At 61.7% G+C, this 24,611-nt stretch carries 20 protein-coding genes and 2 pseudogenes; 8 read left to right on the top strand and 14 right to left on the bottom strand.

Features of this window, described 5'->3' with window-relative positions; genetic code table 11:
* The first annotated feature begins 73 nt into the window (after positions 1–73).
* Positions 74–676, top strand: coding sequence for a hypothetical protein (locus AC56LU_RS13325; protein WP_497176086.1), 603 nt, complete (start codon positions 74–76; stop codon positions 674–676).
* A gap of 4 nt (positions 677–680) precedes the next feature.
* Here the strand turns inward: AC56LU_RS13325 and AC56LU_RS13320 are convergent, their stop codons facing one another.
* Positions 681–1,625, bottom strand: a complete 945-nt coding sequence (locus tag AC56LU_RS13320) for an alpha/beta hydrolase (RefSeq protein ID WP_497176085.1) — start codon at positions 1,623–1,625, stop codon at positions 681–683.
* A 22-nt stretch (positions 1,626–1,647) separates the two neighbouring features.
* Positions 1,648–4,212: a glycoside hydrolase family 3 C-terminal domain-containing protein gene (locus tag AC56LU_RS13315; protein ID WP_497176084.1), complete on the bottom strand. Its 2,565-nt coding sequence runs from the start codon at positions 4,210–4,212 to the stop codon at positions 1,648–1,650.
* A 260-nt stretch (positions 4,213–4,472) separates the two neighbouring features.
* Between AC56LU_RS13315 and AC56LU_RS13310 the strand changes: the two genes are divergently transcribed.
* Positions 4,473–4,670, top strand: coding sequence for a hypothetical protein (locus AC56LU_RS13310; RefSeq protein WP_497176083.1), 198 nt, complete (start codon positions 4,473–4,475; stop codon positions 4,668–4,670).
* An 11-nt stretch (positions 4,671–4,681) separates the two neighbouring features.
* On the opposite strand, the gene rsmI is transcribed toward AC56LU_RS13310, so the two are convergent.
* Complete coding sequence (gene rsmI, locus AC56LU_RS13305) at positions 4,682–5,587, bottom strand: 16S rRNA (cytidine(1402)-2'-O)-methyltransferase (protein ID WP_497176082.1); 906 nt, start codon at positions 5,585–5,587, stop codon at positions 4,682–4,684.
* A gap of 11 nt (positions 5,588–5,598) precedes the next feature.
* On the opposite strand from rsmI, the gene AC56LU_RS13300 reads away from it, so the two are divergent.
* The 6 genes from AC56LU_RS13300 (at position 5,599) to AC56LU_RS13275 (ending at position 9,945) form a co-directional block, all read left to right on the top strand.
* On the top strand, positions 5,599–6,858 hold the full coding sequence (locus tag AC56LU_RS13300; RefSeq protein ID WP_497176081.1) for a penicillin-binding protein activator: 1,260 nt from the start codon (positions 5,599–5,601) through the stop codon (positions 6,856–6,858).
* A 10-nt stretch (positions 6,859–6,868) separates the two neighbouring features.
* Complete coding sequence (locus AC56LU_RS13295) at positions 6,869–7,225, top strand: YraN family protein (RefSeq protein ID WP_497176080.1); 357 nt, start codon at positions 6,869–6,871, stop codon at positions 7,223–7,225.
* A gap of 81 nt (positions 7,226–7,306) precedes the next feature.
* Positions 7,307–7,900, top strand: a complete 594-nt coding sequence (locus tag AC56LU_RS13290; protein ID WP_497176079.1) for a phosphoheptose isomerase — start codon at positions 7,307–7,309, stop codon at positions 7,898–7,900.
* A complete protein-coding gene (locus tag AC56LU_RS13285) occupies positions 7,897–8,529 on the top strand; it encodes a BON domain-containing protein (protein WP_497176078.1) in 633 nt (210 codons plus the stop codon). The genes AC56LU_RS13290 and AC56LU_RS13285 overlap by 4 nt, the downstream gene beginning before the upstream one ends.
* A gap of 50 nt (positions 8,530–8,579) precedes the next feature.
* A complete protein-coding gene (locus AC56LU_RS13280) occupies positions 8,580–9,092 on the top strand; it encodes a TlpA disulfide reductase family protein (RefSeq protein WP_497176077.1) in 513 nt (170 codons plus the stop codon).
* Between the two features lie 550 nt (positions 9,093–9,642).
* Positions 9,643–9,945 carry a hypothetical protein gene (locus AC56LU_RS13275; protein ID WP_497176076.1) on the top strand — a complete coding sequence of 101 codons (303 nt, stop codon included), beginning with the start codon at positions 9,643–9,645 and terminating at the stop codon, positions 9,943–9,945.
* Between the two features lie 540 nt (positions 9,946–10,485).
* On the opposite strand, the gene AC56LU_RS13270 is transcribed toward AC56LU_RS13275, so the two are convergent.
* From AC56LU_RS13270 to AC56LU_RS13220, 11 genes and pseudogenes are all read right to left on the bottom strand, one after another.
* Positions 10,486–14,241: an RHS repeat-associated core domain-containing protein gene (locus tag AC56LU_RS13270; protein WP_497176075.1), complete on the bottom strand. Its 3,756-nt coding sequence runs from the start codon at positions 14,239–14,241 to the stop codon at positions 10,486–10,488.
* Positions 14,242–14,301: 60 nt separating this feature from the next.
* Positions 14,302–14,439, bottom strand: a pseudogene (locus AC56LU_RS13265) (DUF6531 domain-containing protein); the annotation flags it as partial.
* Positions 14,440–14,833: 394 nt separating this feature from the next.
* The gene (locus AC56LU_RS13260; RefSeq protein WP_497176074.1) at positions 14,834–15,247 is read right to left on the bottom strand and encodes a hypothetical protein; all 414 of its coding nucleotides are present in this window, start codon (positions 15,245–15,247) and stop codon (positions 14,834–14,836) included.
* Between the two features lie 447 nt (positions 15,248–15,694).
* Positions 15,695–16,264: pseudogene (locus AC56LU_RS13255) on the bottom strand (IS630 family transposase); the annotation flags it as partial.
* 194 nt (positions 16,265–16,458) lie between these two features.
* Positions 16,459–16,695, bottom strand: coding sequence for a helix-turn-helix domain-containing protein (locus tag AC56LU_RS13250; protein WP_497176073.1), 237 nt, complete (start codon positions 16,693–16,695; stop codon positions 16,459–16,461).
* A 65-nt stretch (positions 16,696–16,760) separates the two neighbouring features.
* Positions 16,761–17,180 (bottom strand): PaaI family thioesterase, encoded by a 420-nt coding sequence (locus tag AC56LU_RS13245; protein WP_497176072.1) that lies wholly within the window; start codon positions 17,178–17,180, stop codon positions 16,761–16,763.
* 208 nt (positions 17,181–17,388) lie between these two features.
* Positions 17,389–19,374 (bottom strand): helicase-related protein, encoded by a 1,986-nt coding sequence (locus AC56LU_RS13240; protein ID WP_497176071.1) that lies wholly within the window; start codon positions 19,372–19,374, stop codon positions 17,389–17,391.
* 104 nt (positions 19,375–19,478) lie between these two features.
* Positions 19,479–22,388 carry a glycosyl hydrolase 115 family protein gene (locus AC56LU_RS13235; protein WP_497176070.1) on the bottom strand — a complete coding sequence of 970 codons (2,910 nt, stop codon included), beginning with the start codon at positions 22,386–22,388 and terminating at the stop codon, positions 19,479–19,481.
* Between the two features lie 165 nt (positions 22,389–22,553).
* Positions 22,554–23,540: a lipoyl synthase gene (gene lipA / locus AC56LU_RS13230; protein ID WP_497176069.1), complete on the bottom strand. Its 987-nt coding sequence runs from the start codon at positions 23,538–23,540 to the stop codon at positions 22,554–22,556.
* 26 nt (positions 23,541–23,566) lie between these two features.
* Complete coding sequence (gene lipB / locus AC56LU_RS13225) at positions 23,567–24,253, bottom strand: lipoyl(octanoyl) transferase LipB (protein WP_497176068.1); 687 nt, start codon at positions 24,251–24,253, stop codon at positions 23,567–23,569.
* A gap of 87 nt (positions 24,254–24,340) precedes the next feature.
* Positions 24,341–24,607, bottom strand: coding sequence for a DUF493 family protein (locus AC56LU_RS13220; protein ID WP_497176067.1), 267 nt, complete (start codon positions 24,605–24,607; stop codon positions 24,341–24,343).
* Between the last annotated feature and the right edge of the window lie 4 nt (positions 24,608–24,611).

Below are 24,611 nucleotides of genomic sequence, written 5' to 3'. Positions count from 1 at the left end.
AGGGCAAAATAAGCAGGTCGCCGTATTCTCTTTCGCATTATTCAATCATGATCATGCGACAACGGACTCTATGGTGAGTCTTGCAGTCCATGAGGGCATGCCGCGCGGGGACAGGCGCTTCGTGGCCGGTGTCGGCGTCTCGCTTGCCGTGCACCTGCTGCTGCTGTTTGCTGGTCGTCATGCGGGGCCGTCGGTGTTCGCGCCTGAAGCGCCCTCTTCCATTACAGTGACGATCCGGCCGCCGCCGCCATCACCGCCCAAGGTAGCGGCAGCGCCCCGCCTGCCTGCCGAGGCTGCGGCGCCACGCCCTGCGCGCCCTGCACGCCGGGCCGCGCCGGCGCCGATCATCGCCGTGCCGCCTGCCCAGGAAAGCGCCGCCGAGCCGTTCACGGTACAGCAGCAGCCGGAACCCGTGCCGGACAGCGGCGGCGATACGCCGAAGTTCGACCTGGATGCCGCCAGGCTCAGCGCGCGGCAGCTGGCGGGGCAGACCAGGCTCGGCCGCGAAGGACTGGCGAACGCGCAATTCCCCGACCCGCCACTGGAAACCGAATCGAAGTTCGCGAAAGCCATCAAGAAGGCCAAGCGGCGCGACTGCAAGGACGGGGTGCCGGGCGGCCTGCTGGCGCCGCTGTTCCTCATGATGGACAAGAAGGATCACGGGTGCAAATGGTGAGGGCTTATACGCTTTTCTTCGGCTTCAGGTAAGCGTGCATGTCCAGCCAGCGTACAAAACTATCGAACCATCCGGTGCTGGTGGTCGCTTTTTCGTACATGCCGAAGCCATGGCCGCCCTGCTCGTAGAGGTGGAATTCCACCGGACGCTTCGCGGCGCGCCAGCTGTCGACCAGGCCGTATCCGGCATTGCCGAACAGCGGATCGTCCGCGGCCAGCGCGATGAACAGCGGCGGCGCGTCAAGCGGCGCCTTCATCGCCGCCAGCGGTCCATAGATGTTGGCGATGAAGGCGGGCTTGGCATCCTGCCCATGCAGGGCCGTTGCCATCGTCAGCATCGCGCCTGCGGAAAAGCCCGCCATCCCGATGCGGCCGGGGTCCACCCGCCACTCCTTGGCGCGTGAGCGAACCAGCGCAAACGCAGCACGCGCATCGGCGATCTGCGGCGCCAGGGCGACGGCGGGATCCTGCTGGCTTGCCCGCCGCGCCGCGCCGCGCGCGCCGTCCGCGAACATCCTTGCCATCGACTGCGCGAATTCGCCCATGTCCTGCGGCGTCTGGTTGAGCCGGTACTTCAGGACGAATGCCGCCACGCCCCTGGCGGCAAGCGCCCGGGCGACATCCCAGCCCTCGTTGTTCATCGACAGCGTACGGAAGCCGCCGCCGGGGGCGACGATCACGGCGGCGCCGGTCGCCTTTGCCGGGTCGGGCAGGAAGGGCGTCAGCGTCGCGACCGTGACGTTGCGAGCGAACACGCTGCCGTACTGGCTGTGCCAGCTCTCCTGAACGCTGGCGCCCGGCAGCGTGCCGGTGCCCAGCACGATCGCGTTCGCTTGCGCCGGAATCGCGATCGGCGTCATCCTGTCGTCCTGCGCCATCGCCGGCGCGGCCAGAAGGCAGCTCAAGCCCGCTACCCCGGCAACCAGGCCACGGCGGATTGTCTTCATCATGTCTCTTCCCCTCTCCAAGTGATTATTGTTCCAGCACCGCAGTCCGGCTCAGCGTCATCGGGGCTTCCTGCACCGCCACGCCCGTTCGCGGCTGTCCCGAACCGACGCTCAGCCGGTACTGCCCGGCCATCAGCTGCCGGATGCCGTCGCGCGTGACGAAGCTCAGGTCGCGTGGCGACAGCCGGAAGCTGACCTGGCGCGTCTCCCCTGGCCTCAAGGACACGCGCTGGAAGCCGCGCAGCGCAAGCCGCGGCGCGCCTTCGAAGCCTGGTGGGGTCAGGTAAAGCTGGGCGATCTCGTCGCCATCGCGGGTGCCGGTGTTGGCGATCTCGGTGCTGACCACCACGCCGTTCTCCAGCGCGCCGTCGACGGGCACGATCCGCAGCGGCGCGTAGCCGAACGTCGTGTAGCTCAAGCCGGCGCCAAAGGGATAGACCGGCGTGCCCGCGTAGTAGCGATAGGTGCGGCCCTTCATTGCGTAATCGTCGAAGGGAGGCAAATCCGCCAGGTCACGGTAGAAGGTCAGGGGCAGGCGCCCGCCCGGATCGGACTTGCCCGCCAGGACATTGGCGACCGCCAGTCCGCCGGACTGTCCGGGATACCAGGCCTCCGGGATGGCGGCGGCATGGTCCTTTGCCCACGACAGGTCGATCGCGCTGCCGTTCATCAGGACGACGACCAGGGGCTTGCCCAGTGCCCTGGCGCGGTCGAGCAGCCGGCGCTGGTCGGCGGGCAGGTCGAGCGAGGTCTTGTCGCCGCCCTCGAAGCCCTCGACCTTCACCGCCATCTCCTCGCCTTCCAGGTCCGCCGTCAGGCCGACCACGGCGACGATGACGTCGGCGTCGGCGGTTCCCGCCTTGAAGTCGGCGTCGGGATCGGTCGAGATGCGTTTCCAGTACAGGCCGGGTACGCCGGTGGAGCCGGTCTCGGCATGGAAGCGCAAGGGATAGCGCTGTCCTTTCTCGAGCCGGACTTCGCCGAGCGTCAGCGGTTCGCCCCATTTCGAATAGGCGGTGGCCTCGACCGCGGGCTTGCCGCCGACCGTCAGCGCGCCCTGCACGCCGCTCACGCCGAGCCGGTAGGTACCGGTCTCCGGCGCCACCAGGTAGCCGGTCCAGACCACCCGGTTGTGATCCGTGACCTCTTTCAGGGCGACTGCATGCGAATGCAGTCCGTGCTCGATGCGGGTGACCACCGGTTGGCTGGCGATCTTGCCATCGGTCCGGTTGAAATACTCGGCGCGCAGGCCGGCTTTCCCGTCTGGCGTGCGCAGGGCCGAAGCGGGCACCAAATCGCCGTCGGTGATCGACGCGGCGCCGTGCACCAGCGCCACCTGCGCCTGCGGCAGGGTGCGGCGCAGGCCCTCGACGACCGACACCGGCGGCGCCGAGATCGTGGACGAATAATTGCCGCGCAAGACGCGGGTCGCATCGGCCAGGGGACCGATCACGGCCAGCTTTACACCCGGTTTGAGCGGCAGCACGCCGTCGTTCTTCAGCATGACCAGGCTGTTGGTCGCGGCCTTGAGCGCCAGCGCCTGGTGCGCCGCCGTGTTGATCGCGTCGAGGGGAACGGCCTTGCGTTCGCGCTGCGGGAGTCCGGCGAGGTCACCGTTGCGATAGCGGGCCGAGAACAGCCGCACCAGCGCCCGGTCGATGTCGTCCATGCCGATCAGGCCGCGCTGCCAGGCTTCGCGGTAACGGGCGCCCAGGTCCTGGGGTTCGCCCAGCGTTTTGGTGCTGCATTCGTTGTCGGTGCCGGCCTGCAGGGCCACGGCGACCGCCGCAGCCGGATCGGTCGCGTACTTGTGGTGCTCCGAGATATCGGTCACCGCATCGCAGTCGGACACCACATAGCCCTTGAAGCCCCAGGCGCCCCGCAACACATCCTTCATCAGGAGATCGCTGCCGCAGGCCGGCTGGCCGTTGACGCGGTTGTAGGCGCACATGATCGATCCGGCCCTGGCGTCGACGATGGCGGCGCGGAAGGCGGGCAGGTAGGTATCTTCGAGGTCGTGCTTCGACACCATCACGTTGGCCGAGTGCCGGGTCGATTCCGGCCCGCTGTGCACCGCGAAGTGCTTCGGCGTGGCGACCACGAGGGGCAGGTCCGGATTCGGTCCCTGCATGCCCCGGATATAGGCGACGCCCAGGATCGCCGTCAGGTGCGGATCTTCGCCAAAGGTTTCCTGGCCGCGCCCCCAGCGCGGATCGCGGAAAATATTGATGTTCGGCGACCACGTATTCAGGCCGGTGCCGATGCGCCCCAGGTGACCCGCCTGGCGTCCCAGCGTGTGCAGCGCGCGTACCTCGACACTGATCGCGGCGGCCACCTCCTGCATGAGCGGCGCATCGAAGCTGGCTGCCAGCCCGATGGGTTCCGGGAAATTTGTCGTGGGCACAGGTCCGATTGCCCCATGCAGGGACTCGGTCCACCAGTTATAGGCAGGAATGCCCAGGCGCGGCAAGGCGGGCGCGACATTGAGCAGCTGGCCGATCTTTTCGTCCATCGTCATCTGCGCCACCAGTGCCCGGGCACGCGCTTGCGCGTCCGCATGCACATCGGCGGCGCGAACCAGGGCGGGCATTGCCAAGGCCAGGACGAGCGCAATCCCCGTATGGCACCGCTTCCCGCTCTCTTTTCGCATGTCGTCGCCTTATGGAACACCGTGATGGTTGCGCTAACATTCTGCGCCATGACCTGACCGAGGCACCAATAACTTTTTGGCGCGTGCCGATATCCAAATCGGTATCACGCTCTTCACGGCTTCCACCCCGATCGTTACGGTAAAATGACTGGGAAAACCGGTCGCACCGATCGGCCGACTGCGCAAGGACAGGAGCCGGCATGGCAAAGAAAGAAGAGCTGGACGAAGAAACGCTGGCACTCATCCAGTGGTGCATCGAAGTGGAGAAATTCCTGGTGGCGGGCGGCGCTACCGTCGAGCAGGCCCAGGAACATATCGAAGAACAGGTCGAGTGGTTCACCGACCAGTTCTACGACGGCTTGACGCCGGAAGAAGCTGCAAAAGAAGCGCTCGCCTGAAGCTCAGCTGATCACTCGCCCTTGATCTGCAGGGCGCGCTCGTACAGCGCGTTCTTCTTGCGCCCGGTGATCTGCGCCGCCAGGCTGGCGGCCTGCTTCACGGAGCACTCGCTCAGGAGGATCTGCAGGATGCGCTCGGCCTCGGCATCCTGCGCGTCGGTCTCCAGCACCGCGCCAGCCACCAGCACGACGAATTCGCCGCGCTCGCGGTGCTGGTCGGCCTTGACCCAGGCCAGCGCGTCGCCCAGCGGGCAGCGGTGAATCTCCTCGAACAGCTTGCTCAACTCACGTGCGAACACGACCTGGCGGGCCGGCTCGAAGATGGCCTGCAATCCTTCCACGCATTCGACGATCCGGTGCGGCGCTTCGTAGATGACGAGGGTCGACGTCTCGCGCACCAGTTCGCCCAAGGCGGCTTCGCGCTGCTTCGGTTTTGCCGGCAAGAAACCGACGAAATGGAAGCGGTCGTTCACCAGGCCGCTTGCCGACAGCGCCGTAATCGCCGCCGACGCCCCCGGCAGGGGCACCACGTTCAGCCCTGCCGTGCGCACCGCGTCGACGATGCGCGCGCCCGGGTCGGACACTCCCGGGGTGCCGGCATCCGACACCAGCGCCACGCGCTGGCCGCCCTGCAGGCGCTCGACGATCTTGTCCGCCACCTCGCGCTCGTTGTGCATGTGGGCGGCGATGGTCTGCTTGTTCAACCCGAAGCGCTGCAGCAGCGCCCCGGTCTTGCGCGTATCTTCGCAAGCCACGACATCGGCGAGGGCAAGCAGGTGCAGTGCGCGCAGCGTGATATCGGTGACATTGCCGATCGGTGTAGCCACGATATACAGCGTTGCGGTAGGATAGGACTGCTGGGCCGCTTCGCCCATGACGGGAAGCTGGGCGATGTCGATGGTCTGCTGTTCTGTCATAAGGGATTCCGATGCTGAAGAAAAATCTCAAGGCGCTGCTTGCAACGTCCGTCATTAGCCTGTTGGCCGGCTGCACCAGCACGCCGTTGCCGCCAGACATGGGATGCGGTGTACCGGGCGGATTGTGCGCGCCCGCCGCGCCGAGTGCAAGCCCGCCGCCTGCCGAGCCCACCTATATGCCGGCGCCGCCTGCCGCCCCCGTCCGCACCAATCCGGTAGAACTGCTGCCGCCCACCGAAGGCCGCCCGCTGGCCTCCGGGCTCGACCGTCCAGGCGCCCAGGGGGTACGTATTGCCCTGCTGCTGCCGCTGCAGTCCGACGCGCTGGGACAGCCCGCTGAAGCGGTGCGTGCCGGCTTCATGGCCGGCTACGAGCGCGACCGCAGCGGCGTGACGGTCAATGTCATTCCCACCGGCGATTCCTCACAGGCAACGCTCGACGCCTATGCGCGTGCGGCCGAGCAGAACGATATCGTGGTCGGCCCGCTGGCGCGTCCTGCCGTGGCCGCGCTGGCCAGCAGCGGCGCGGTAACGAAACCCACCATTGCCCTCAACCACCCGCAAACGGACGGCCCGCTGCCGCGCCAGCTGCTGGTGGTCGGCCTGACGCTCGAAGACGAGGCACGCCAGGTGGCCGACTGGGCCGCCGCGGAACAACCCGGCGGCCGCGCCCTTGTCATCACCGGCAAGGCTGCCTGGCAGCAGCGCCTGTCCGGCGCCTTTACCGCGCGCTGGGCGCAGCTGGGCCTGAGCAATGCGACCGTCGACCTGCCTAGCAGCGACGGCTACGTCGACGCCAATGCGCTGGCCGAACTGCGCGCGCGCCTGCAGGTCGATCCGCCGCAGCTGGTGTTCGCCGCCCTCGACGCGGTGCAGCTGCGCCAGGTGCGCAGCGCCATCGGCACCTCGCTGCCGACCTACGGCACCGCCTCGATCAACCCGGGGCGCGATCCAGCGATGAGCGCGCCGGAACTCGTCGGCGTCCGCATCCTCGACCTGCCCTGGACCGTGCAGCCCGAGAATCCGCTGGTGGCGAGCTATCCGCGCTGGGACAGCGGCGCCGGCGGCTTCGACATGCAGCGCCTGTACGCCCTGGGCATCGATGCCTTCCGCATCGCCCGCGAAGTGGCCCTGCGTCCCGGTTCGCCGTTCGAGCTGGACGGCGTGACCGGCCGCCTGTCGATCGACATGGGCACAGGCGCGTTCCGCCGGGTCGAGACCGGCACCGTCTACCGCGACGGCAGTTTCGAGACGGTCGCCTTCGGGCGCTGACAGGTTCACCATGTGGCCGCAGCGCTTGTCGCCCAGCCAGGCCCGGGGCCGCGACTGGGAGCGGACCGCCCTGCGCTACCTGCGCCGCCACGGCTTGACGCCGGTCGAGGAGAATTTTCGCTGCAAGGGTGGCGAAATCGACCTGGTCATGCGCGATGACGCCACCCTGGTGTTCGTCGAGGTGCGCCAGCGCGCCAATCGCGAACACGGCGGCGCGGCCGCCAGCATCACTCCCGCCAAGATCCGCCGCCTGGTGCGCGCGGCGCAAGTGTACCTGTTGCGCTTCCCCGTCACCCCGCCCTGCCGCTTCGACGTCGTCGCCATTGACGGCGAGCAGTTGGAATGGCTGCAAGATGTGATTAACTGAACAATCACGCGTCTTTTAAATGTAAGCAATTTTTACTGTGGTTGCCCGACCTGGGTTGCCACTGCACTATAATTCTCGGCTATGAATACTCAACGCATCCTCGCTCACTTCCAGGAAAGCGCCGATCTCAAGATGAGGTCGGCACCGGCCCTGGCGCAACCCATTTCGCAGGCCATCGAACTGATGTTCGGCGCCCTGTCTAACGGCAACAAGATCCTGGCCTGCGGTAACGGCGGTTCCGCCGCCGACTGCCAGCACTTTGCTGCCGAGCTCGTCGGTCGCTTCGAGCGCGAGCGCTTCCCGCTGCCGGCGATCGCCCTGACCACAGACACGTCCATCATGACGGCGGTCGGCAACGACTACAGCTTCAGGGAGATCTTCTCGAAGCAGGTCCAGGCCTTCGGCCAGGCCGGCGACGTCCTGCTGGCGATTTCCACCTCGGGCAATTCGGCCAACGTGCTGGCCGCGGTCGAGGCGGCGCTGGAGCGCGAAATGCGCATCGTCGCCTTCACCGGCAAGGACGGCGGCGCGCTGGCCAAGCTGTTGACCGACGCCGACATCCATATCAACGTGCCCCACGCACGTACCGCTCGCATCCAGGAAGTCCACCTGTGCGCGATTCACTGCATCTGCGACGGCATCGACGTCGCACTGTTCGGAGGAGAAGAAGAATGACCAAACTGCGCCCGCTGGCCGGCCTGCTGTCGAAAATCGTTGTGGGTACCGCACTGGCGGCTTCGCTGTCGGGCTGCGTGGCCCTGGCGGTGGGCGGGGCCGCGGCGACCGCCCTGGCGTCGAACGACCGTCGTACCATCGGCATGCAAACCGAGGACAAGTCGATCAACGTCAAGGCCGAGATCAAGATGCAGCAGCTTACCGGCGAGAACGGCCACGTCAACGTCACCAGCTACAACCGCAAGGTGCTGCTGACCGGCGAGGTGCGCGACGAAGCCATGAAGCAGGCGGCCGAGCGCGAAGTGCGCGCCATCGACAACGTGGTCTCCGTGATCAACGAGCTGGAGATCGCCGGCCCGTCGAGCTACACCTCGCGCTCGAACGACGCGCTGATCACCACCAAGGTCAAGGCCAGCCTGGTCGACAAGAAGACCGTTTCGGCCACCGCCTTCAAGGTGACCACCGAGCGCGGCGTGGTCTACCTGATGGGCCTCGTGACGCCGCGTGAAGGCAATATCGCGGCCGACGTCGCCAAGGGCGTCGCCGGCGTCAACCGCGTCGTCAAGATCTTCGAGTACATCCAGGAAGAAGACCCGCGCGCCAACTCGGCCGCTCCGGCACAGAGCTGAACCCACAACGGCAGGACTGCGGTCCTGCCGTTTTTTTATCCCCTTCCGCCATGACTACATCTTCCCGCCCCTGGATCAAGCCCGCCGCCGCGTGCGCGGTGGTGCTGGCGCTGGCCGGCATCGGCTACGCCTCGTTCAACAGCAGCACCCCGGCGCCGAACGTCACCTTCATCAGCATCGCCGGCGACAAGATCAGTACCGAGTCCCTGCGCGGCAAGGTAGTGATGGTGAATTTCTGGGCGACCTCCTGCGTCACCTGCGTCAAGGAGATGCCGCAGATGGTCGAGACCTACAACAAGTACAAGGCGCAAGGCCTGGAGTTCGTGGCGGTGGCGATGCAGTACGATCCGCCCAACTACGTGCTGAACTTCAGCGAGACGCGCCGGCTGCCCTTCAAGGTCGCCATCGACTCGGCCGGCGACATCGCCAAGCAGTTCGGCGACGTTACCCTGACCCCGACCACCTTCGTGATCGACAAGCAGGGCAGGATCATCAAGCAGTATGTGGGCGAGCCGGATTTCGCGGCCTTGCACAAGCTGCTCGAGAAGGAACTCGCTGGCTAGTCCCTTCAGTACCAGCATCAGCGTCGCCGGATCCGGGCTGCCCTCGATACGTATCGCTGCCTCGCCGATGCGGATCTCGATTGCCCACTACCCGCCACGCTATCGCTGATAGGCGGTGTCTGGGCCAGCGTCACCGGCATCAATTTGGCCTGGTCGAGCAGTCCGGCCTGCAACTGGCGTCGCCAGCGGAACACCATGTTCGTGTGCAGGCCATGCTGCAGGGCCAGCTGCGACACACTCACCGTCGAATCACACGCTTCTGCGCCAGTTGTCGTTTGAATTCCAGCGGGTAGTTTGCGCTCCGCCGGCGCCTGCTGTGTTCAACTTCGCTGCCCAAAATAGTCCCCACCAAATTTTAGTAGGCACTACTTTGCGACTCGCGCCGTTCAGTGTCTAGACGGTGCTGGTTTGACGCTTACGGCTTGACGCCACGGCATGTATACGAATGATGCGCGAGAGCCCTGGGCGCAAGTGGCCGCGCCGAATCCCGGCCGCGGGAAAAATGGTCGAATAGCTGCAACTGCGGGGATGCGGAGATCTCGCGAGTAATGTGGCAAAGTGGCGCGGTGGCCGGCCGCTGTCGGCCATGCGCTTTACGGAGTTGTGGGATGCGTGTTTCGAATTCGCTCCGGAAGCGGACAGACCATCGGCGCCGATACTGATGCTCTTCGCCGCGACGCTCTTCACCGAGCTCTTCGTCCAGGGCAGCCTGGCCAAGCACGACCTGACCTTCTTGAGTCCAGATCCAGCCTATTACCTGCACTGGTGGACGATTCAGCAGCGAGCGCTGGAAAGGCGTCCGCAGCCACTGCGCCTCGGCACCAAGCCCTGGATGTCCGCGCTGGCCACGTAGCTAAACGCCAGGGTGGAAAGCTGGGTAATGCCGCCATTGCCGTGAACAACCGCTGCGCGCCGAGCGAAGACCGCCGCAGCGGACGCACAGTGGCAAGGGGACATGTCCTAATATCGCACCCCAAATTCCCTCGTCCAATCTCGCGGCAACGAGCTAAAGTGTCCTCCCTATACGACGAATTTTCGACTCGAGTACGGGAAGCCACCGAGCCAATGCTAGCCCAGCGAGGCAACCGACGACCCAAACTTGTCCCAGCTCCCAACGTATTACCCGATCGCCTTCCGCCAATTCTCGAAGAGTCGCTTCGATCACCCCGATGTGCAACGCTATAAGCGATACCACTGAAATGACGTAAGAGATCCAACCAAATACCCGAGTTCGCGGATCGGCAGTCGAATAGGAGTGATCCGGCAAATTGGCCTTAACAATCAACGCGGCAAAAGGTCGAGCCAGTGCAAACGTGGTCGCAATTCCGACAAACCCCTGCAGAAAGCCTACTGCACAGGCTAAAACTACCGAAAACAAACTCATAGATTACCTCTATTGTGCGCCGCACCCACACGCGGGAGTTGATCCCCGTGTCGGAGCGTTAGAAAGAGCGTTCCCACCTAGCGTCCGTGCAAAGTTGCCAACACCTGCATTGCGGGCCATCATTTGCCGATGTGCCGACGGCTGGAACAGGCGGGCCACACCCTTCTTGAATACAGGCCCTGCAAACGCGCCTCCCATTCCGCCACCAATGATCCCAGTGAACAACGCTTGAGCGACACCATGATCAGTGCCGCTAGAACCCGACATGGCATTGCCTGCATAATAGGAGCCAACATTTGCCGCGCCACCAACAGCGGCAGCGGCCGACAGTCCACCAGCCGCAGTATATGGTAGCGCGGCTCCAGCGACAAACCCACTGACCCCGGCCAACGCAATGGCCTTCCCGTCAACACATTCCAGCCCCCCCGCTGCTACCTGGGTAATAAAGGATCCAATCATACCTCCAAAAAATCCCATCCCACCGGTAATTAGTGGTATCGGGACTTCTCCAGTCAGATCCCCATAGGAGACCGGATTCCCCCTTGCATATGCATATGCATTGATCCCACCTACCATCCCGATTGGATCGCTCTGGATGTAACGGCCCAGCATCGGATCGTAATATCGGTTCCAGTTGTACCATAAACCAGATTCTACGTCGTAATACTGACCTGGGAATCCGATGTTAAAACCTCCCACAGAGTCCACCATCACAGCTCGACGATCGAAGGCAGCGTTTTGAGCGCGCCACGCGATGGTACCGGCTGAGTTCGTGAGCACCTCTGGTCTGCCAATTTGGTCGTTGTGACTAGCATAAATCTGCCCTCCCCTATGAATAGCCAGCAGATCATTGCCTATCCAAAGATAATTGGTGGTTTGTGCACCAACCTCACTGATGAGCTCTCCGTTAACGCCATAGATAAAATAGGTTGCCTGATTACCAGCGATTTTTATAACCCGTTGGTCAAAAGCATTGCTTCGGTAGTCACCGACTGTCGCTCCGTTGACCTGTACCTCACGTAATCTATCAAATGCGCCGTAAATGTACCCCCTAGTACCGTCCATCCTTGCTTCACTGTTTACATTACCCGAGGAACTGTAGCCAAAGGTCCGTGATATTCCGGCACCATTGAAATTTGCCAGGCGACTGCTGTTGGAATCCATGATATATGTGAAATCTCCTACGTTCTCCCGCCGCCTACTTGTTTGATTACCAGCCTGGTCCCATGCAAAGACTTGCCAGTCCCCGCTGCGGCTTACAGAATTCAAACGATTAACGCTATCGTAGCCATAGGTTGTGGTTGTCGGGGTATGAACGTTGTCGGTCAGCGTTACAACGGTATCGGCTACGGAATATTCCAACTTCAGACTGTGTCTACTTGGTGTCGATAACTCAGAAATCCTGGAATCGGAATCGAAGGTTATCAATCGCGAGAGCCCATTACCAAACTTCCATGCCGAGATAACGTCGGTAGCGGGCTGATACACAAAGGAACTTGCAACAGTCGGAAAGCTAGCAACGTTACTCGTAATGGAACTGATGTTACCAGCTGTCGTGTAAGAATATGTAATGACTAAATTGTTTTGATAGGTCATCGTCCTGAGACGACCCTTCGCGTCGTAGGTTCGCGACGTGGTGAATACTGTCCCGTAAATATCGTTAATTTGACTCACCAACGCACCGTAAGCGTTGTACTGATATTTAGTGCTCCCCGTCCAATCATTCACCTGAGTTAAATAACCTTTGCCATTCGTGCCCCCATCGTAGGTATACGTGTGACACTCTCCAGCACGGCATCGCACAGTCATGCGATCTAGACTATCAAAGGTGTAAGATATAACTGATTGATCAGGTAATGTCGTTTGTGTGAGACGCCCCCCAGTGTCGTACTCATGAACGTATGTCCCACTCGATGGGCTAACTTCACTTTTGATGTCACCGAAGCCGTTATACTCATACGATGTCGTCATCTGCCGAGCATCCGTAATTGATTTTAAAAGACCACTATAATGATATGCAAAGGTGATCTGCCCCAGATCCGCATTAGTAATAGTTGCAACCCTTCCTCCAGGGCCATAGGTGTAAGCAGTAACCCGGTTCAGCGCATCGGTGCTGGTCTTGACATTACCGTTTCCATCATAGGTAAAAGTAGTCGACTGACCTTGATTACCGGTGATTTTCCACAACCGGCCTAAAGAATCGCGAGTGATTGTATTAATAAATTCGCCGCTTACATTTCCCTGCGGGGTATTACTTACTAGGCTAGGCACCACTCGCTTCGATCTAGATATAGAGCGATTATTTGTAATATCATTTAAAGTAAGAGGAAGCGAGACGAACTCTGCTGTGCCATTTCCGACTTTTTCGAGGCGTCCACTTGGGCTATATCCAAATTCCAATGCTTTACCACTTGGCAGTGAAATTTTCGTTATAGCACCGTCTCCGTTATACGTATAACTAGTTGCAAGAGACCCCGGACTAATAAAGGATTTCAGATTTCCCACGGAATCAAACTGATAGGTCGTCGCATTTGCATTCAAATCGACAAATGTACGAGGTTGTCCGAGGGCATTGTGGTTTGAGTAGGAAACAATTTGTCCTAACGCGTTCGACTGGCTAATTAACCGTCCAGCGGCGTCATACTCATCAACGGTACTTACCTCTCCAGAATCTAGCACGTCTCGCCTTACGAAATACTTCAAGACACCGTTAGGATGATGTTCGTACAGAAAATTTTGTCGCCGGGTCACGTTGTTTATTAGATCCGTCTCTACAATTGCCGTGATATAGCCCGTTGCGGGCCCTCCGGCCGTGCGTTCATAAACAACTCTGTTAAGCGCGGAGCCTTGAGAATCGTAAGTTGTTGTACTGGCCAGGTTCAAACCTTGCCACGTGTGCACCTTCTTTACCTGCACCGGAGAATTCCAGTCTGAGATCTCGGTATCGATGAGTCCGGTGTCGACATACGTTGCTTTCCACACATTTCCTTCAAAATCTGTTATCGATTCGATATTTCCGTAACCGTTTGAGGCGTACTGTATCGCCGATGCAGAAGCATTACAGCTAATGGTTGATGCACGATCTGCCGCGAGCAAGCGACGTGTATTCCCTACTTGCGCAAACTGATATACGATAGATTGTCCCCGGCTATCCGTAACTGTTGTAGCGAGGGGGGATGCTGAGTAATCGAACTTTTCCCATGCCTCATTGTTAGCCGCACCGCTCCACTTCACCTTACCATCCCCATGGTATTCAACTCTAGTTTTGCGTACACCGTCGACGGTAATCCCAGTCAAAAGTTTTCTATTGATCGGGTCTTCGTAGTGGTATTCACGTATTCCACCGCTCGTCCCAGCTGGAGGGGTTACCTTAATCAAGTTTTTGTTTATGATATCGTAACTATAGGTCCAAACGGCGTTCGACGAATCCGTGACGGTCGTAACAAGTCCGTTAGTCCATCCGTATGTGATTTTCTTGCCACCAAGGCCGGTGACAGTTGTCAATCCACCGTTGTAGGTGAAGTTATATATGGCAACGCCATTGTCTGCGATGCTTATTAGATTCAATGTCGTTCGATCGTACCAATACGTCCGCTGCCCAATTGTAGCAACGATATACCCCCCTACGTCCATATTGAGGTATCCACCGGCGGTAGTCGCGCCGGATGCATTGGCTGGGTAATAATAGGGATATCCTCGATATTCGTAACGGTAAGTCGCGCCGTCTGGCAGAGTAATATTGATAAACCAGGGTTGCTGGCCCAAACTTGGATATCTTCCGTCGTAAATGGTTGTCGAAGACTTCTCTAAAGTGGGAACATCAAACGTAGAATACCATTGAGGACCGAATAGTCTCGCGGGCCGGCTACTTGGAATTGATCGATATGTTCTACTTTGACTCAGACCCAGAGTTGAAAAATCGGTGAAATCTTTTTCATCCTGGTACTTTTCCCCGGTTGCGATGATGACAGGCCGAGGCGTTCCGGGAGAACCGGTCTGTTGATTGCAACGTCGCGGGGGCTCATTTCCGACTTCCGGAACGTAACGTGCCGTTACTGCGGGCGGTCTCGCTGGTGGTCGTTGTCCTGTTCCGCCCCCCCCCCGCTATATGAGCCACCTGGATTGTACCCAATCCACGGATCGGACAGCCTTGGCGCTGTGATATGGACGTCCGGTTGGTTAGGCAAAGTTAAACCCGGATTTGTCGTCGGTTGCGTAAATGTCGGCAGTTTTTGGTCGACCGCAAAAGTGGTTGCTGATCCGATGAAGCTAGTAATCGCAAAAACAACCTTGACGGTCAGCGCCATGCGCAAACGTGCGTGATTTTGTATCATAGAAATTTCGTCCTCTTTTCTTTTCAATTGGACTCGACGAAAACGGATTCATAAACTGGTGGCGCATTTCGAACTATTTCGTGTCTCTCAATGTAATAACCTTCCTTGCCGTCCTGCTCTCCAGGACGAATGACGCAGCCCTCCGACTTTCCTCTGGCAACGTATATCACGTCGCCTTCGTTCGCTCTTAATCTTTTCATGAACTTTTGATCATTATTGAAGACGCTGTCCACAAGCTCAGTGTCCAATTTCTTTGCTTTACTAAGCTTCGTTGCCTTTCGGTCGACCTTTCCGTCAAATTCAATTACGAATGACTTGTCCGCGACGTCCTTACCTATTGCCTGCACTCCACATAGCCCGACGTCTTTCGCGTGGGCGGGAGCGGTAGAAATGTTAATAAAAATGGTTACGGAGATTGTAAGGATGGTGGTCTTCACGTTCATTCCTAGCGTTCGATGAATTTCGGAAAGTTGTCGCTGTAAGTATATGGCAGAGCAGAAGTGCATACGTTTCGTACTTACAGCGTTTAAAGAACATTTCTCCCTATTTCCTAGGTGATGGATGAAATTGTCATTCCACTGAGGCAATTAAAATTTGAAGACATAAATCAGGTGCGTCGGCGACTTCTGAGCGCTCGCTACTCAGATATCTACGTCTCCTCTAATTGCTCCTCCATGAAAGTAGATTTATGTCGGGGTAAGGGAACATTTTTTGCCCGATGAACTTGCAGGGCAGTGCTCCGCGTGTGTGCGATCGAACCGACGACATAGCGGCGTTGGCGCATGCTCATCAGCAACAACACATCTGGAGGTTAATAGTCACCTGTGCGTTAAACGCGCGGTCGACGAGGCCGACCACCCTACGAGTGGCCTAGTCCTAAGTAGTCACCCAAAATTTATCGTGAACTTGCTGCCGAATCCGCTCATCAGGGATTGAATCTCGTTGAGCAGGTCTGCGCCGTTCTTGGCAACGACGCGACGCCAGGAATGCTTGGCATGCTTCCACAGGATCTCGATTCGATTGAGCTCAGGACTGTAGGGCGGCAGGTAGTACAGATACAGGCCATGTTTGGCCAACTGGCGGCGCTTCTTGTATATCGGGACGCCCTTGTGTATGCCGGCGTTGTCGATCAAGACGATTCGTGGAACCTCGTGCGCTTGAGCAGCGACTTGATCGAAGAACGCGATTACGTCATCCCGTGACGTCGGTCGCTGCTGCGTAGTCCAGGTCAACGAGCCATCGTGCCGCAATGCCCCGGGCACGTTCACACGCTGCCGGCGCGCGAGCGGCTCGACAGCCCGGGTCTGGCCGATTTCCCCCCATCCGTACTGCACCGGCGGATTCGGACTGAAACCTGATTCGTCGAAGTAAAGCAGTTCGCACTGCTGTTCGTGGTCGAGCCGGGACAGCGCGTCGATCACTTTGCTGGCGTGCTCGAACGCTTCTTGATTTCGCTTTTTTTTAAACTGTACCGATAGCGCTTGTACGTGAAATGCATCTCCTTGAGATAACGCTTGGCCGTGTTTTCGCTGACTGGCACTTGATCTTGGTTCTGCTCGATCTGGCGTAGCAGTGCACCCACAGTCCCGCCTTCGGAAACCGCGAACTCACCGAAAGCCTGCTGCTGCTTGGGAGTCCACTTTCTCGGTCAACCGGTATGACGTCCCTCATACAACCCGGCTAGGCCAAGCTTGCTCCACCGTTGCCGCCACTGCTCGACGCTATTCAAGTGCACGCCGAATTCATCAGCAGTCTTCTGAAGAGTCAGGCCTTGGCTCAGGCGCAAAATCCCTTGGGCCCGCATTCTCGTCCTTGGATGCGGATGAAAAACGTCCATCTCACGCAGCGTACGCTGCTCGTCCTCGCTCAACTCCAGGTGTTTCATCGCTCAACCCCTGCTGAATTGCCAATCTGACTTTGACAGCAAAAAATGGGCGACTACTTAGACCTTTATTTCGGGTACAGAATCATCTGGGTGCAGCGAAACAGGGCAATGGTCTTGCCGCTGTCCTTGTCCGTGACGATCGCGTCCCACACCTGGGTGGTGCGGCCGAGGTGCACGCTGGTGGCCACGACCGCGATCGTGCCCTGGCGCGCAGTGCCGAGGTGGTTCGATTTCAGTTCGATGGTAGTGAAGCTGTTCGCGCCTTCCGGCAGGTGGGCGACGCAGGCGTAGCCGGCCGCGGTGTCGGCCAGCGTGACGACGCTGCCGGCGTGCAGGTAGCCGTTCGGGGCCAGCAGGTGGGGCTGGACCGGGAGTTCGGCGCACACGCGGCCTTCGGCGACGTCGGTGATGCGGATGCCGAGGTGGCCGGGCAGGAAGACCTTGCCGAATTCGTTGAAGGATTCTGGAGTGTATTTCGGGTTCACGGTGCTGTCGCTTCTTTTACAAAAGCGGGATCGTACACTGCGGCTGCTGATCGTGCAGGCTTGGGGCTGGTGGCTGAGCTAATAAACTTGGGTTCCCGCCTTCGCGGGAACGACGTGCTGAAGGTGCATGCCGCAATAGCTTACCTGTCCGCCAGCCTGGAAACCGTCGCTCCGGCGAAGGCCGGAGCCTAAGTTCGCACCGCAACCACTAACGCCGGCGCTTGCCCCTGCCCGAGCCGGCTGGCCCACCCCGCTGCCTCGCCGCCGCATTCTGCTGCTGCAGCATCGCATCCACCCGTTCCGAAGCCTGGCGCGCCAGCTGCTGCGCCAGCTCGATGCTGGGGAAGTATTCCGGCTCACGGTAGCCCAGCCAGGCGTAGGCCGAATACATGCGGCAGGTATCCTCGACCTCCTGCAGGTTCATGTAATAGAGCTCCTGTGTCGGCGGCGTCAGCTTGAACACCCGCTTCTTCGCCAGCGACAGCGCCCAATGCTCCCAGGCGCTTTGCAGCACCGGCACCCGGCTCGAAATCGGCACCAGCGACAGCATGAACTTCTCCGCGACGCTCAGGGGCAGCGTGTCGAGCCATTCGGCGCGCTCGTTCTGTTCCTCGGTGATGCGCGGATAGAAGAAGCCGTCCGGCACGTCGATGTTGTGGACGAAGCGGCGCAGCAGCTTGACCAGCGAGGTCTCGCCCGTCACCGACGAGATCCGGTGCAGCTGCTCGAGCGAGGGCGCCACCGCGAAGCCGGTGGCCGCTACCGGCGGGATTTTCTCCTTCATCAGCGCGCGCATCACTTCGTGGGTGTCGTCGTCGTAGCCCGCGACGAAACCTTCTTCGTGCACGCCGTAGCGCCCCGCGCGGCCGGCGATCTGCTTGGCCAGCGCCGCCGAGATTTCTTCTTCCTCGACCCCGTTATACTTCACCGCCGTGGTCATCACGATGCGGGCGATCGGCATGTTCAGGCCCATCGCCAGCGCGTCGGTGCCGACCACGATGTCGGCCTGCCCCTCGCGGAAGCGCTCGGCCTGGGCGCGCCGCACTTCGGGCGACAGGTTGCCGTACACGGTGGCCACCGACAGGCCCTTCTCGGTGATCATGTCGCGCCACATCAGGACGTCGCGGCGCGAAAAGGCGATGACGGCGTCGCCGCGCCGCAGGTTGCCAAGCTTGCGCACCGCCGAGGGTTCCATCGCCAGCGGCGCCATGCGTTTCAGTACGTGGACTTCGAGCGGCACTTCCAGCCGCTCGGCCAGCGCCTCGATCGCGCGCCGCGCTTCCGGCGCCCCGACCAAAAAAACGGTGGACGCGGGCGCGCCGCACACGGCCGCGGTCCAGGCGGCGCCGCGGTCGCGGTCGGCCAGCATCTGGATCTCGTCGATCACCGCCACTTCGACCGGCGTTTTCGTATCGAGCATTTCGACGGTGCTGGCAACATGGGTCGCGTCCTCGGCAAGGCGGCGCTCTTCGCCGGTGATCAGGCTGACCTTGATCTCCTTGCCGTGCGGGCGCGCGTTCTGCAGGCGCTCGTAGTTTTCCAGCGCCAGCAGGCGCAGCGGCGCGAGATACACGCCGCTCGCAGCCTTGGCCAGCGCTTCCATCGCGCGGTGGGTCTTGCCCGAGTTGGTGGGCCCGAGCAGGGCGATGAACTTGCGCCCCATGCGGCTGGCCACCTCGAAGGATTCCGGGTACTCGGCCAGGTTGATGCTTTCCTTGGTGCGCGCGGCGTGCCGTTCTTCCTGCTCGCGTTCGATCGCGTGGGCCAGGCGCTGCGAGACGCGCTGGAACACGTATTCGGCCGGCTCCGAGGTTTCCAGCTCGTCGAGCACCTGCAGGAACAGCAGCGGGTCCCAGCCGAAATCGTCGGCTTCTTCGGCGATGTCGCGCACAAAGGCCTCGGCCTCGGTCTGCAGCTGTTCGATGGCATCCGGGGTGGCGCGTTCCTCGAGCAGCTCGCGCCGGGCCAGCATGTCCATCTTGCGCCACTTGCTCGGCTTGGCCAGCACGCCGCGCGAGGGCACCAGGCGGTAAGGCACGCGCAGGCCCTCGTAGCGCACCTCGCCCGAGAAGCGCAGGAAGACGCGGCCTTCCATCTTGACCAGTTCGATGCCGCGCTCCGGGAAGTCGAGCTCGCGCTCCAGGAAGCCGTCGTCGTGTTCGGTGTCGTCGAGAGGAGGATGGGAATGATTCATGGTTCGCTTGCGTGATGTCTGGTTGACATCAACTATATCGCAGCGCGCACACATGCAGGGCTCCAGTTCCTCTATGCAAGCCCTGCCCGCTCATACGCCGTCGCTCACCTCACCGGAAAATACGGGCTTTCCGGCGGGCCCAGGTAACTCGGCTGCAGGCCGCCCGCGTCGATCACCAGGCGCTGCAGCACCAGGCCCGGGTCCAGGGCCCAGAACTTGACCGTGTGACGCCCCGGCCCGTCCACAAGATGCGTGGTCACGAATTTCGCCACGCCGTCGGACACCAGCTTGTTCCAGTACTGTTCGGTTTCGTCGGCGTGCACGTTCACTTCCTGCACCGGGCCGTCGTCGATCGACACCCCGTAGCGGAAGCCCTTCCCCGGCTGGAACCTGAGCGTCGGTCCCAAGGTCGCGTGCAGCTTCACCTCGCCGCTGTGGAACAGGTGCACGTCATACTCGAGCCGCATGCCGTCGTTGACTGACAGCGCGGGCGCGGCACCGGGCATCGTGGTCATGCCCGACAGGGTGTGGCCGTAGCCGGGAATCCTGAGCCATTGGCGCCCTTGGGGTGCATGCGAGCGGCTGAAGTGCTCCGCCTCGATCGCGACCACGCCGCGGCTTTCCACGTGTCCCTGGGCGGACTGCGGACTCAGGCCTTCCGGCTTGTGCACCGGAACCTTGACGATGAGCCTGGCCCCTTCCGGCCCGGTCACCGTCAGCTCGGCCTCCAGGCTGCCTGTCGGAACGGCGCTCCAGTCCACGTCCACCAGGATGCGCTGCTCCTTGTCGACACGCCCGCTAGCGTGGCTGAGGCGAATCCACGGGTGGCTTGCCTTGACGGCGTATGCGAACGGCTCCGCGCTGCGGTTGAACAGTTCGAACCAGCGCGGCTGCCTGTCGAAGACATCCAGCGCCGGCAGCGCCATCTTCCCGAGCCCGTAGGCCGGCCACACGGCCTGGCTGCCCTGCACCACGACACCCATCTGGTCGGCCGCGCGGATGCCGCCGGGCGCCACCCGGTCCGGCACGCGCAGTCTTGATACCGCCGGCATCACGTCGCGGTAGGGCTGGGCCCAGTTGGTGTAGCCGAAGCGGTTCTGCGACATCATGTGATTCCACTTGCCCTTGTTGCTGCCGTGGTATTGGCGGGTCAGTGCGGCGTCGCGGTCGAACAGGCGCTGCACGCGCGCGGCCACGTCGTTGGTGGTGAGGCGTCCCTGGCGCGCATACAGGGCATTCCTGCCGGCCGAGACCCACATGTCCAGCGCATTGGCGGAAGCGCGCACCGGATACTCGACCAGCTGGAAATACGCATCCTGCATCGTCTTCGGCAAAGCCTTGCCGATTTGAGCGGCTTCTGCGACGAGCGCGTTGTAGTCGTTCACCACCCGTTCGGCTTCGTCGTAGGCGCTCAGGCTGTAGGTGTCGGGCGCCAGCTGTTCCGGACGCCGGCGCGCGTTGTAGCGGGTATAGCGTTCGACGATCGAGGCGATGCGTGCGGCGTGCTCGGTACCGAATTCGCGCGCGGCCCAGGCGCGCAGGTACTCCGGCAGCTTCTCCGCCGGCCAGGCCGCCGGGTTCCAGGCGTAGGCCAGGAAGAATTCGGTGGGCACTTCCATCGGCTTGAGGTCGCCGACGTTCACCACCCAGAGCCGGTTGGCCCCGTACTCGTTGGCGAGGTTCATCTGCTCCCAGACCTTGGCGATCTGGGTCACGTTCAACCATTTGTAGGAGCGCGGACCGCCCACGTAATCGAAGTGGTAGTACACGCCGGCCCCGCCGCTGCGCTTGCGCTCCTCCGGCGTGGGCAGGCGGCGGATGTTGCCCCAGTTGTCGTCGCACCAGAGCAGCAGCATGTCGTCGGGCACGCGCATGCCCTTTTCGTAGTATTCCTGGACTTCCTTGTACAGGGCCCACAGTTGGGGGACGCTTGCGGGATCGCGGTTCAATTCCTGCTTGATGAGTGCACGCTGGTCGCGCACGATCCGCTCGAGCAGGTCGACGTTGGCGCTTTCCGACATCGGCTCGTCGCCATCGCCGCGCATTCCCATCGTAATCACCTTTTCGTAGTCACGCGTGGTGCGCAGGCCCTGGGTCCAGAACTCGCGCAAGGTCTCGGCGTTGCGGCTGTAGTCCCACGGGCCCTTGCCATGGCGGAGCCATTCCTGGTGGGCGCGCATCATCGGCTCGTGGTGCGAAGTGCCCATGACGATGCCCATGCTGTCGGCCAGCTCGCCATTGGTCTTGTCGTCATCGTAGAAGGCCGAGCCCCACATGGCGGGCCACAGGTAATTGGCGCGCATGCGCAGCATCAGTTCGAACAGCTGCTCGTAGAACTTGCGGTTGTAGCCGCCGAAGCGTTCCCTGGCCCAGTTGGTGAGCGCCGGCGCTTCGTCGTTCAGGAAGATGCCGCGGTACTGGACCGCAGGCTTGTCGGTGATCCGGGTGTCCAGCGGAACGCTGAGCGCGGCATGGCGCGCCACCGGCACGTCGGCCCACCAGTGCCAGGGCGAGACGCCGATCTGCTCGGACAGCGTGTAGATACCGTAGATGGTGCCGCGCTTGTCGCTGCCGGCGATGACCAGGGCGCGTTTCACGCCGGGCAGCGGGTCGCTGACCGCCTGGATCAGGAAGCCCTCCCACTGGCCGGTCAGCTCGCGCGTATCGATCTTGCCCTGCTTCGCCAGGGCGTCGATGACAGGATGGCGGCCGAGCGTGCCCACGATGATCATGTCGCTCGCAGGTGCGGCGGCGCCGGTGTGCCACTGCGGGGTTTGTCCGGTCACGCGCTCGATGTCGCGTTGCAGGTCGCGCGCGGCGCGCAGCACGCCGGGGAATTCATCGGTGCTGGTCACGATCGGGGCGGCATGGCCTCCGGTGACGAGCTGGACGCCTTGCTTGCCCTGTACGTCGACGAAGCGCGGGGTGCCAAGTGCGTATACATCGGCCGGTACGAACAGGTTCAGGCCAAGCGCGAGGCAGCACAGCAGCCGCTGTACCATGCGTTTTCCCATGTCTCCTCCATATTGTGATGGCCAACTATGAATGTTAGCGCAATCATTGGAGTCTATAATTGTCTGGGCAGGGAGTCAAACGAAGCTTGGTCAACGAAAAAGGCCGGCGCCGCATGTGCGGGGCCGGCCCTTGGCTGGATTGTGCGGAGAATTACGCGGCGATGCTCAGGCGGCGACGCCGGCCTCGTGCGCCTGCTGGTCTGCGTGATACGACGAACGCACCATCGCGCCCACCGCGGCGTGCACGAAGCCCATCTCGTAAGCAGCTTCCTCGAATTTCTTGAACTGGTCCGGGTGCACGTAGCGGCGCACCGGCAGGTGCGAGTTCGACGGCGCCAGGTACTGGCCGATGGTCAGCATGTCGATGTCGTGCGCGCGCATGTCGCGCATCACTTCCAGGATCTCTTCGTCGGTCTCGCCCAGGCCGACCATCAGGCCCGACTTGGTGACCGCGGTCGGGTACATCTTCTTGAAGTCGCGCAGCAGCACCAGCGAGTGCTGGTAGTCGGCGCCCGGGCGCGCTTCCTTGTACAGGCGCGGCACGGTTTCCAGGTTGTGGTTCATGACATCCGGCAGGCCGTCGGCGAAGATGTTCAGGGCTTTTTCCAGGCGGCCGCGGAAGTCCGGCACCAGCACCTCGATCTTGGTGTTCGGCGACAGCGCGCGGGTCTTGCTGATGCACTCGACGAAGTGGCCGGCGCCGCCGTCACGCAGGTCGTCGCGGTCCACCGAGGTGATCACGACATACGACAGGCGCAGGTCGGCGATGGTCTTGGCCAGGTTGCCCGGCTCGTTCACGTCGAGCGGGTCCGGACGGCCGTGGCCGACGTCGCAGAACGGGCAGCGGCGGGTGCACTTGTCGCCCATGATCATGAAGGTCGCGGTGCCCTTGCCGAAGCATTCGCCGATGTTCGGGCAGCTGGCCTCCTCGCACACCGTCACCAGGTTGTTGGCGCGCAGGATGTCCTTGATCTCGTAGAAGCGCGACGAGGCGGTCGCGGCCTTCACGCGGATCCAGTCCGGCTTTTTCAGGCGCTCGGTGTCGGCGATCGGGACGATCTTGATCGGAATGCGCGAGGTCTTGCTGGCGCCCTTCTGCTTTTCGGTGGCGTCGTAGACGGGGGCAGTACCGGTGGTGGTGTCGGTGGTCATTGGCTCGTGCCCTGGCGGGCTTCCATTCAGAGAGTTTGTTCGGTTGCTGGTGCGACCGCTTCGATCGTCACCAGTTGGCGCACTAATTCCTGCGCCAGCGCCTGCTGGACATCCGCCAGCGGGGCTTCCACACCCATCGTGCGCATGTCGACCGTGGCCAGGCCCGAATATCCGCACGGGTTGATCCATGTGAACGGGGCCAGGTCCATCGCCACGTTCAGCGACACGCCATGATAAGTGCAGCCGTTGCCGCGTACCTTGAGGCCGAGGGCGGCGATCTTCGCCCCCTTGCGCGGGCCATCCGCGATATAGATGCCGGGTGCCCCGGCAACGCGTTCGCCCGCGAGATTATACGCCGCCAGCACCTCGATGACTGCCTGTTCGATTTTTGCCACAAACTGGCGCGCATACAGCTTGCCGCCCGGCTTGTTGCGGCGCAAATCCATCAACAGGTAGATCACGACCTGGCCGGGCCCATGATAGGTCACCTCGCCGCCGCGGTCGGTCTGGACCACCGGCACGCCATGGGGAGCCAGCACGTGGGCGCGGTCGGCGCCCAGGCCCAGCGTGAACACGGGGGGATGCTCGACGATCCACAGCTCGTCCGGCGTCTCCGGCGACCGCGCGTCGGTAAAGGCGCGCATCGCGGCGAAGGTCGGTTCGTAGTCGGCGCGGCCGAGCGCGCGGATCAGCGGCGTGGCGGGACGGTTCATGGAGGATATAGGGCGGAAGTATGGACAGCCCTGTCATTATAAGCCAGCGCGATGCCCTGTGCTGGCCAGGGCCTTGCCACCGTGGCTTTACAGCACCATTTTCACCATCGGATGCGACGACAGGGCACGGTAGACATCGTCCAGCATCTCGCGGCTGGTGACATGCACGGTGACGGTCAGGCCGGTGTAATTCCCCTTGGTCGACGGGCGGGTTTCCATTTTTGCAACATCGAAAGCCGGATCGAAGCCCTTTACCAATTCGATGATCGTTGGCGCGAAGTCGATGTGCGTCGGCCCCATCACCTTGATCGGGAAATCGCTGGGGTATTCGATGAGGGAATCTCTCTGGTCCATGTAT

The sequence above is a fragment of the Telluria sp. PB2R4 genome (assembly GCF_059685695.1).
This window is presented reverse-complemented; position numbering and strand designations above follow the sequence as displayed.

What these genes read in the sequence shown, in the direction of transcription:
- AC56LU_RS13310 (WP_497176083.1), top strand. Translation starts at nt 4,473, where the DNA reads ATGGCAAAGAAAGAAGAGCTGGACGAAGAAACGCTGGCACTCATCCAG.
- rsmI (WP_497176082.1), bottom strand. Translation starts at nt 5,587, where the DNA reads ATGACAGAACAGCAGACCATCGACATCGCCCAGCTTCCCGTCATGGGC.
- AC56LU_RS13295 (WP_497176080.1), top strand. Translation starts at nt 6,869, where the DNA reads ATGTGGCCGCAGCGCTTGTCGCCCAGCCAGGCCCGGGGCCGCGACTGG.
- AC56LU_RS13315 (WP_497176084.1), bottom strand. Translation starts at nt 4,212, where the DNA reads ATGCCCGCCCTGGTTCGCGCCGCCGATGTGCATGCGGACGCGCAAGCG.
- AC56LU_RS13290 (WP_497176079.1), top strand. Translation starts at nt 7,307, where the DNA reads ATGAATACTCAACGCATCCTCGCTCACTTCCAGGAAAGCGCCGATCTC.
- lipA (WP_497176069.1), bottom strand. Translation starts at nt 23,540, where the DNA reads ATGACCACCGACACCACCACCGGTACTGCCCCCGTCTACGACGCCACC.
- AC56LU_RS13280 (WP_497176077.1), top strand. Translation starts at nt 8,580, where the DNA reads ATGACTACATCTTCCCGCCCCTGGATCAAGCCCGCCGCCGCGTGCGCG.
- AC56LU_RS13300 (WP_497176081.1), top strand. Translation starts at nt 5,599, where the DNA reads ATGCTGAAGAAAAATCTCAAGGCGCTGCTTGCAACGTCCGTCATTAGC.
- AC56LU_RS13235 (WP_497176070.1), bottom strand. Translation starts at nt 22,388, where the DNA reads ATGGGAAAACGCATGGTACAGCGGCTGCTGTGCTGCCTCGCGCTTGGC.
- AC56LU_RS13320 (WP_497176085.1), bottom strand. Translation starts at nt 1,625, where the DNA reads ATGATGAAGACAATCCGCCGTGGCCTGGTTGCCGGGGTAGCGGGCTTG.
- AC56LU_RS13220 (WP_497176067.1), bottom strand. Translation starts at nt 24,607, where the DNA reads ATGGACCAGAGAGATTCCCTCATCGAATACCCCAGCGATTTCCCGATC.
- AC56LU_RS13240 (WP_497176071.1), bottom strand. Translation starts at nt 19,374, where the DNA reads ATGAATCATTCCCATCCTCCTCTCGACGACACCGAACACGACGACGGC.
- AC56LU_RS13285 (WP_497176078.1), top strand. Translation starts at nt 7,897, where the DNA reads ATGACCAAACTGCGCCCGCTGGCCGGCCTGCTGTCGAAAATCGTTGTG.
- lipB (WP_497176068.1), bottom strand. Translation starts at nt 24,253, where the DNA reads ATGAACCGTCCCGCCACGCCGCTGATCCGCGCGCTCGGCCGCGCCGAC.
- AC56LU_RS13250 (WP_497176073.1), bottom strand. Translation starts at nt 16,695, where the DNA reads ATGAAACACCTGGAGTTGAGCGAGGACGAGCAGCGTACGCTGCGTGAG.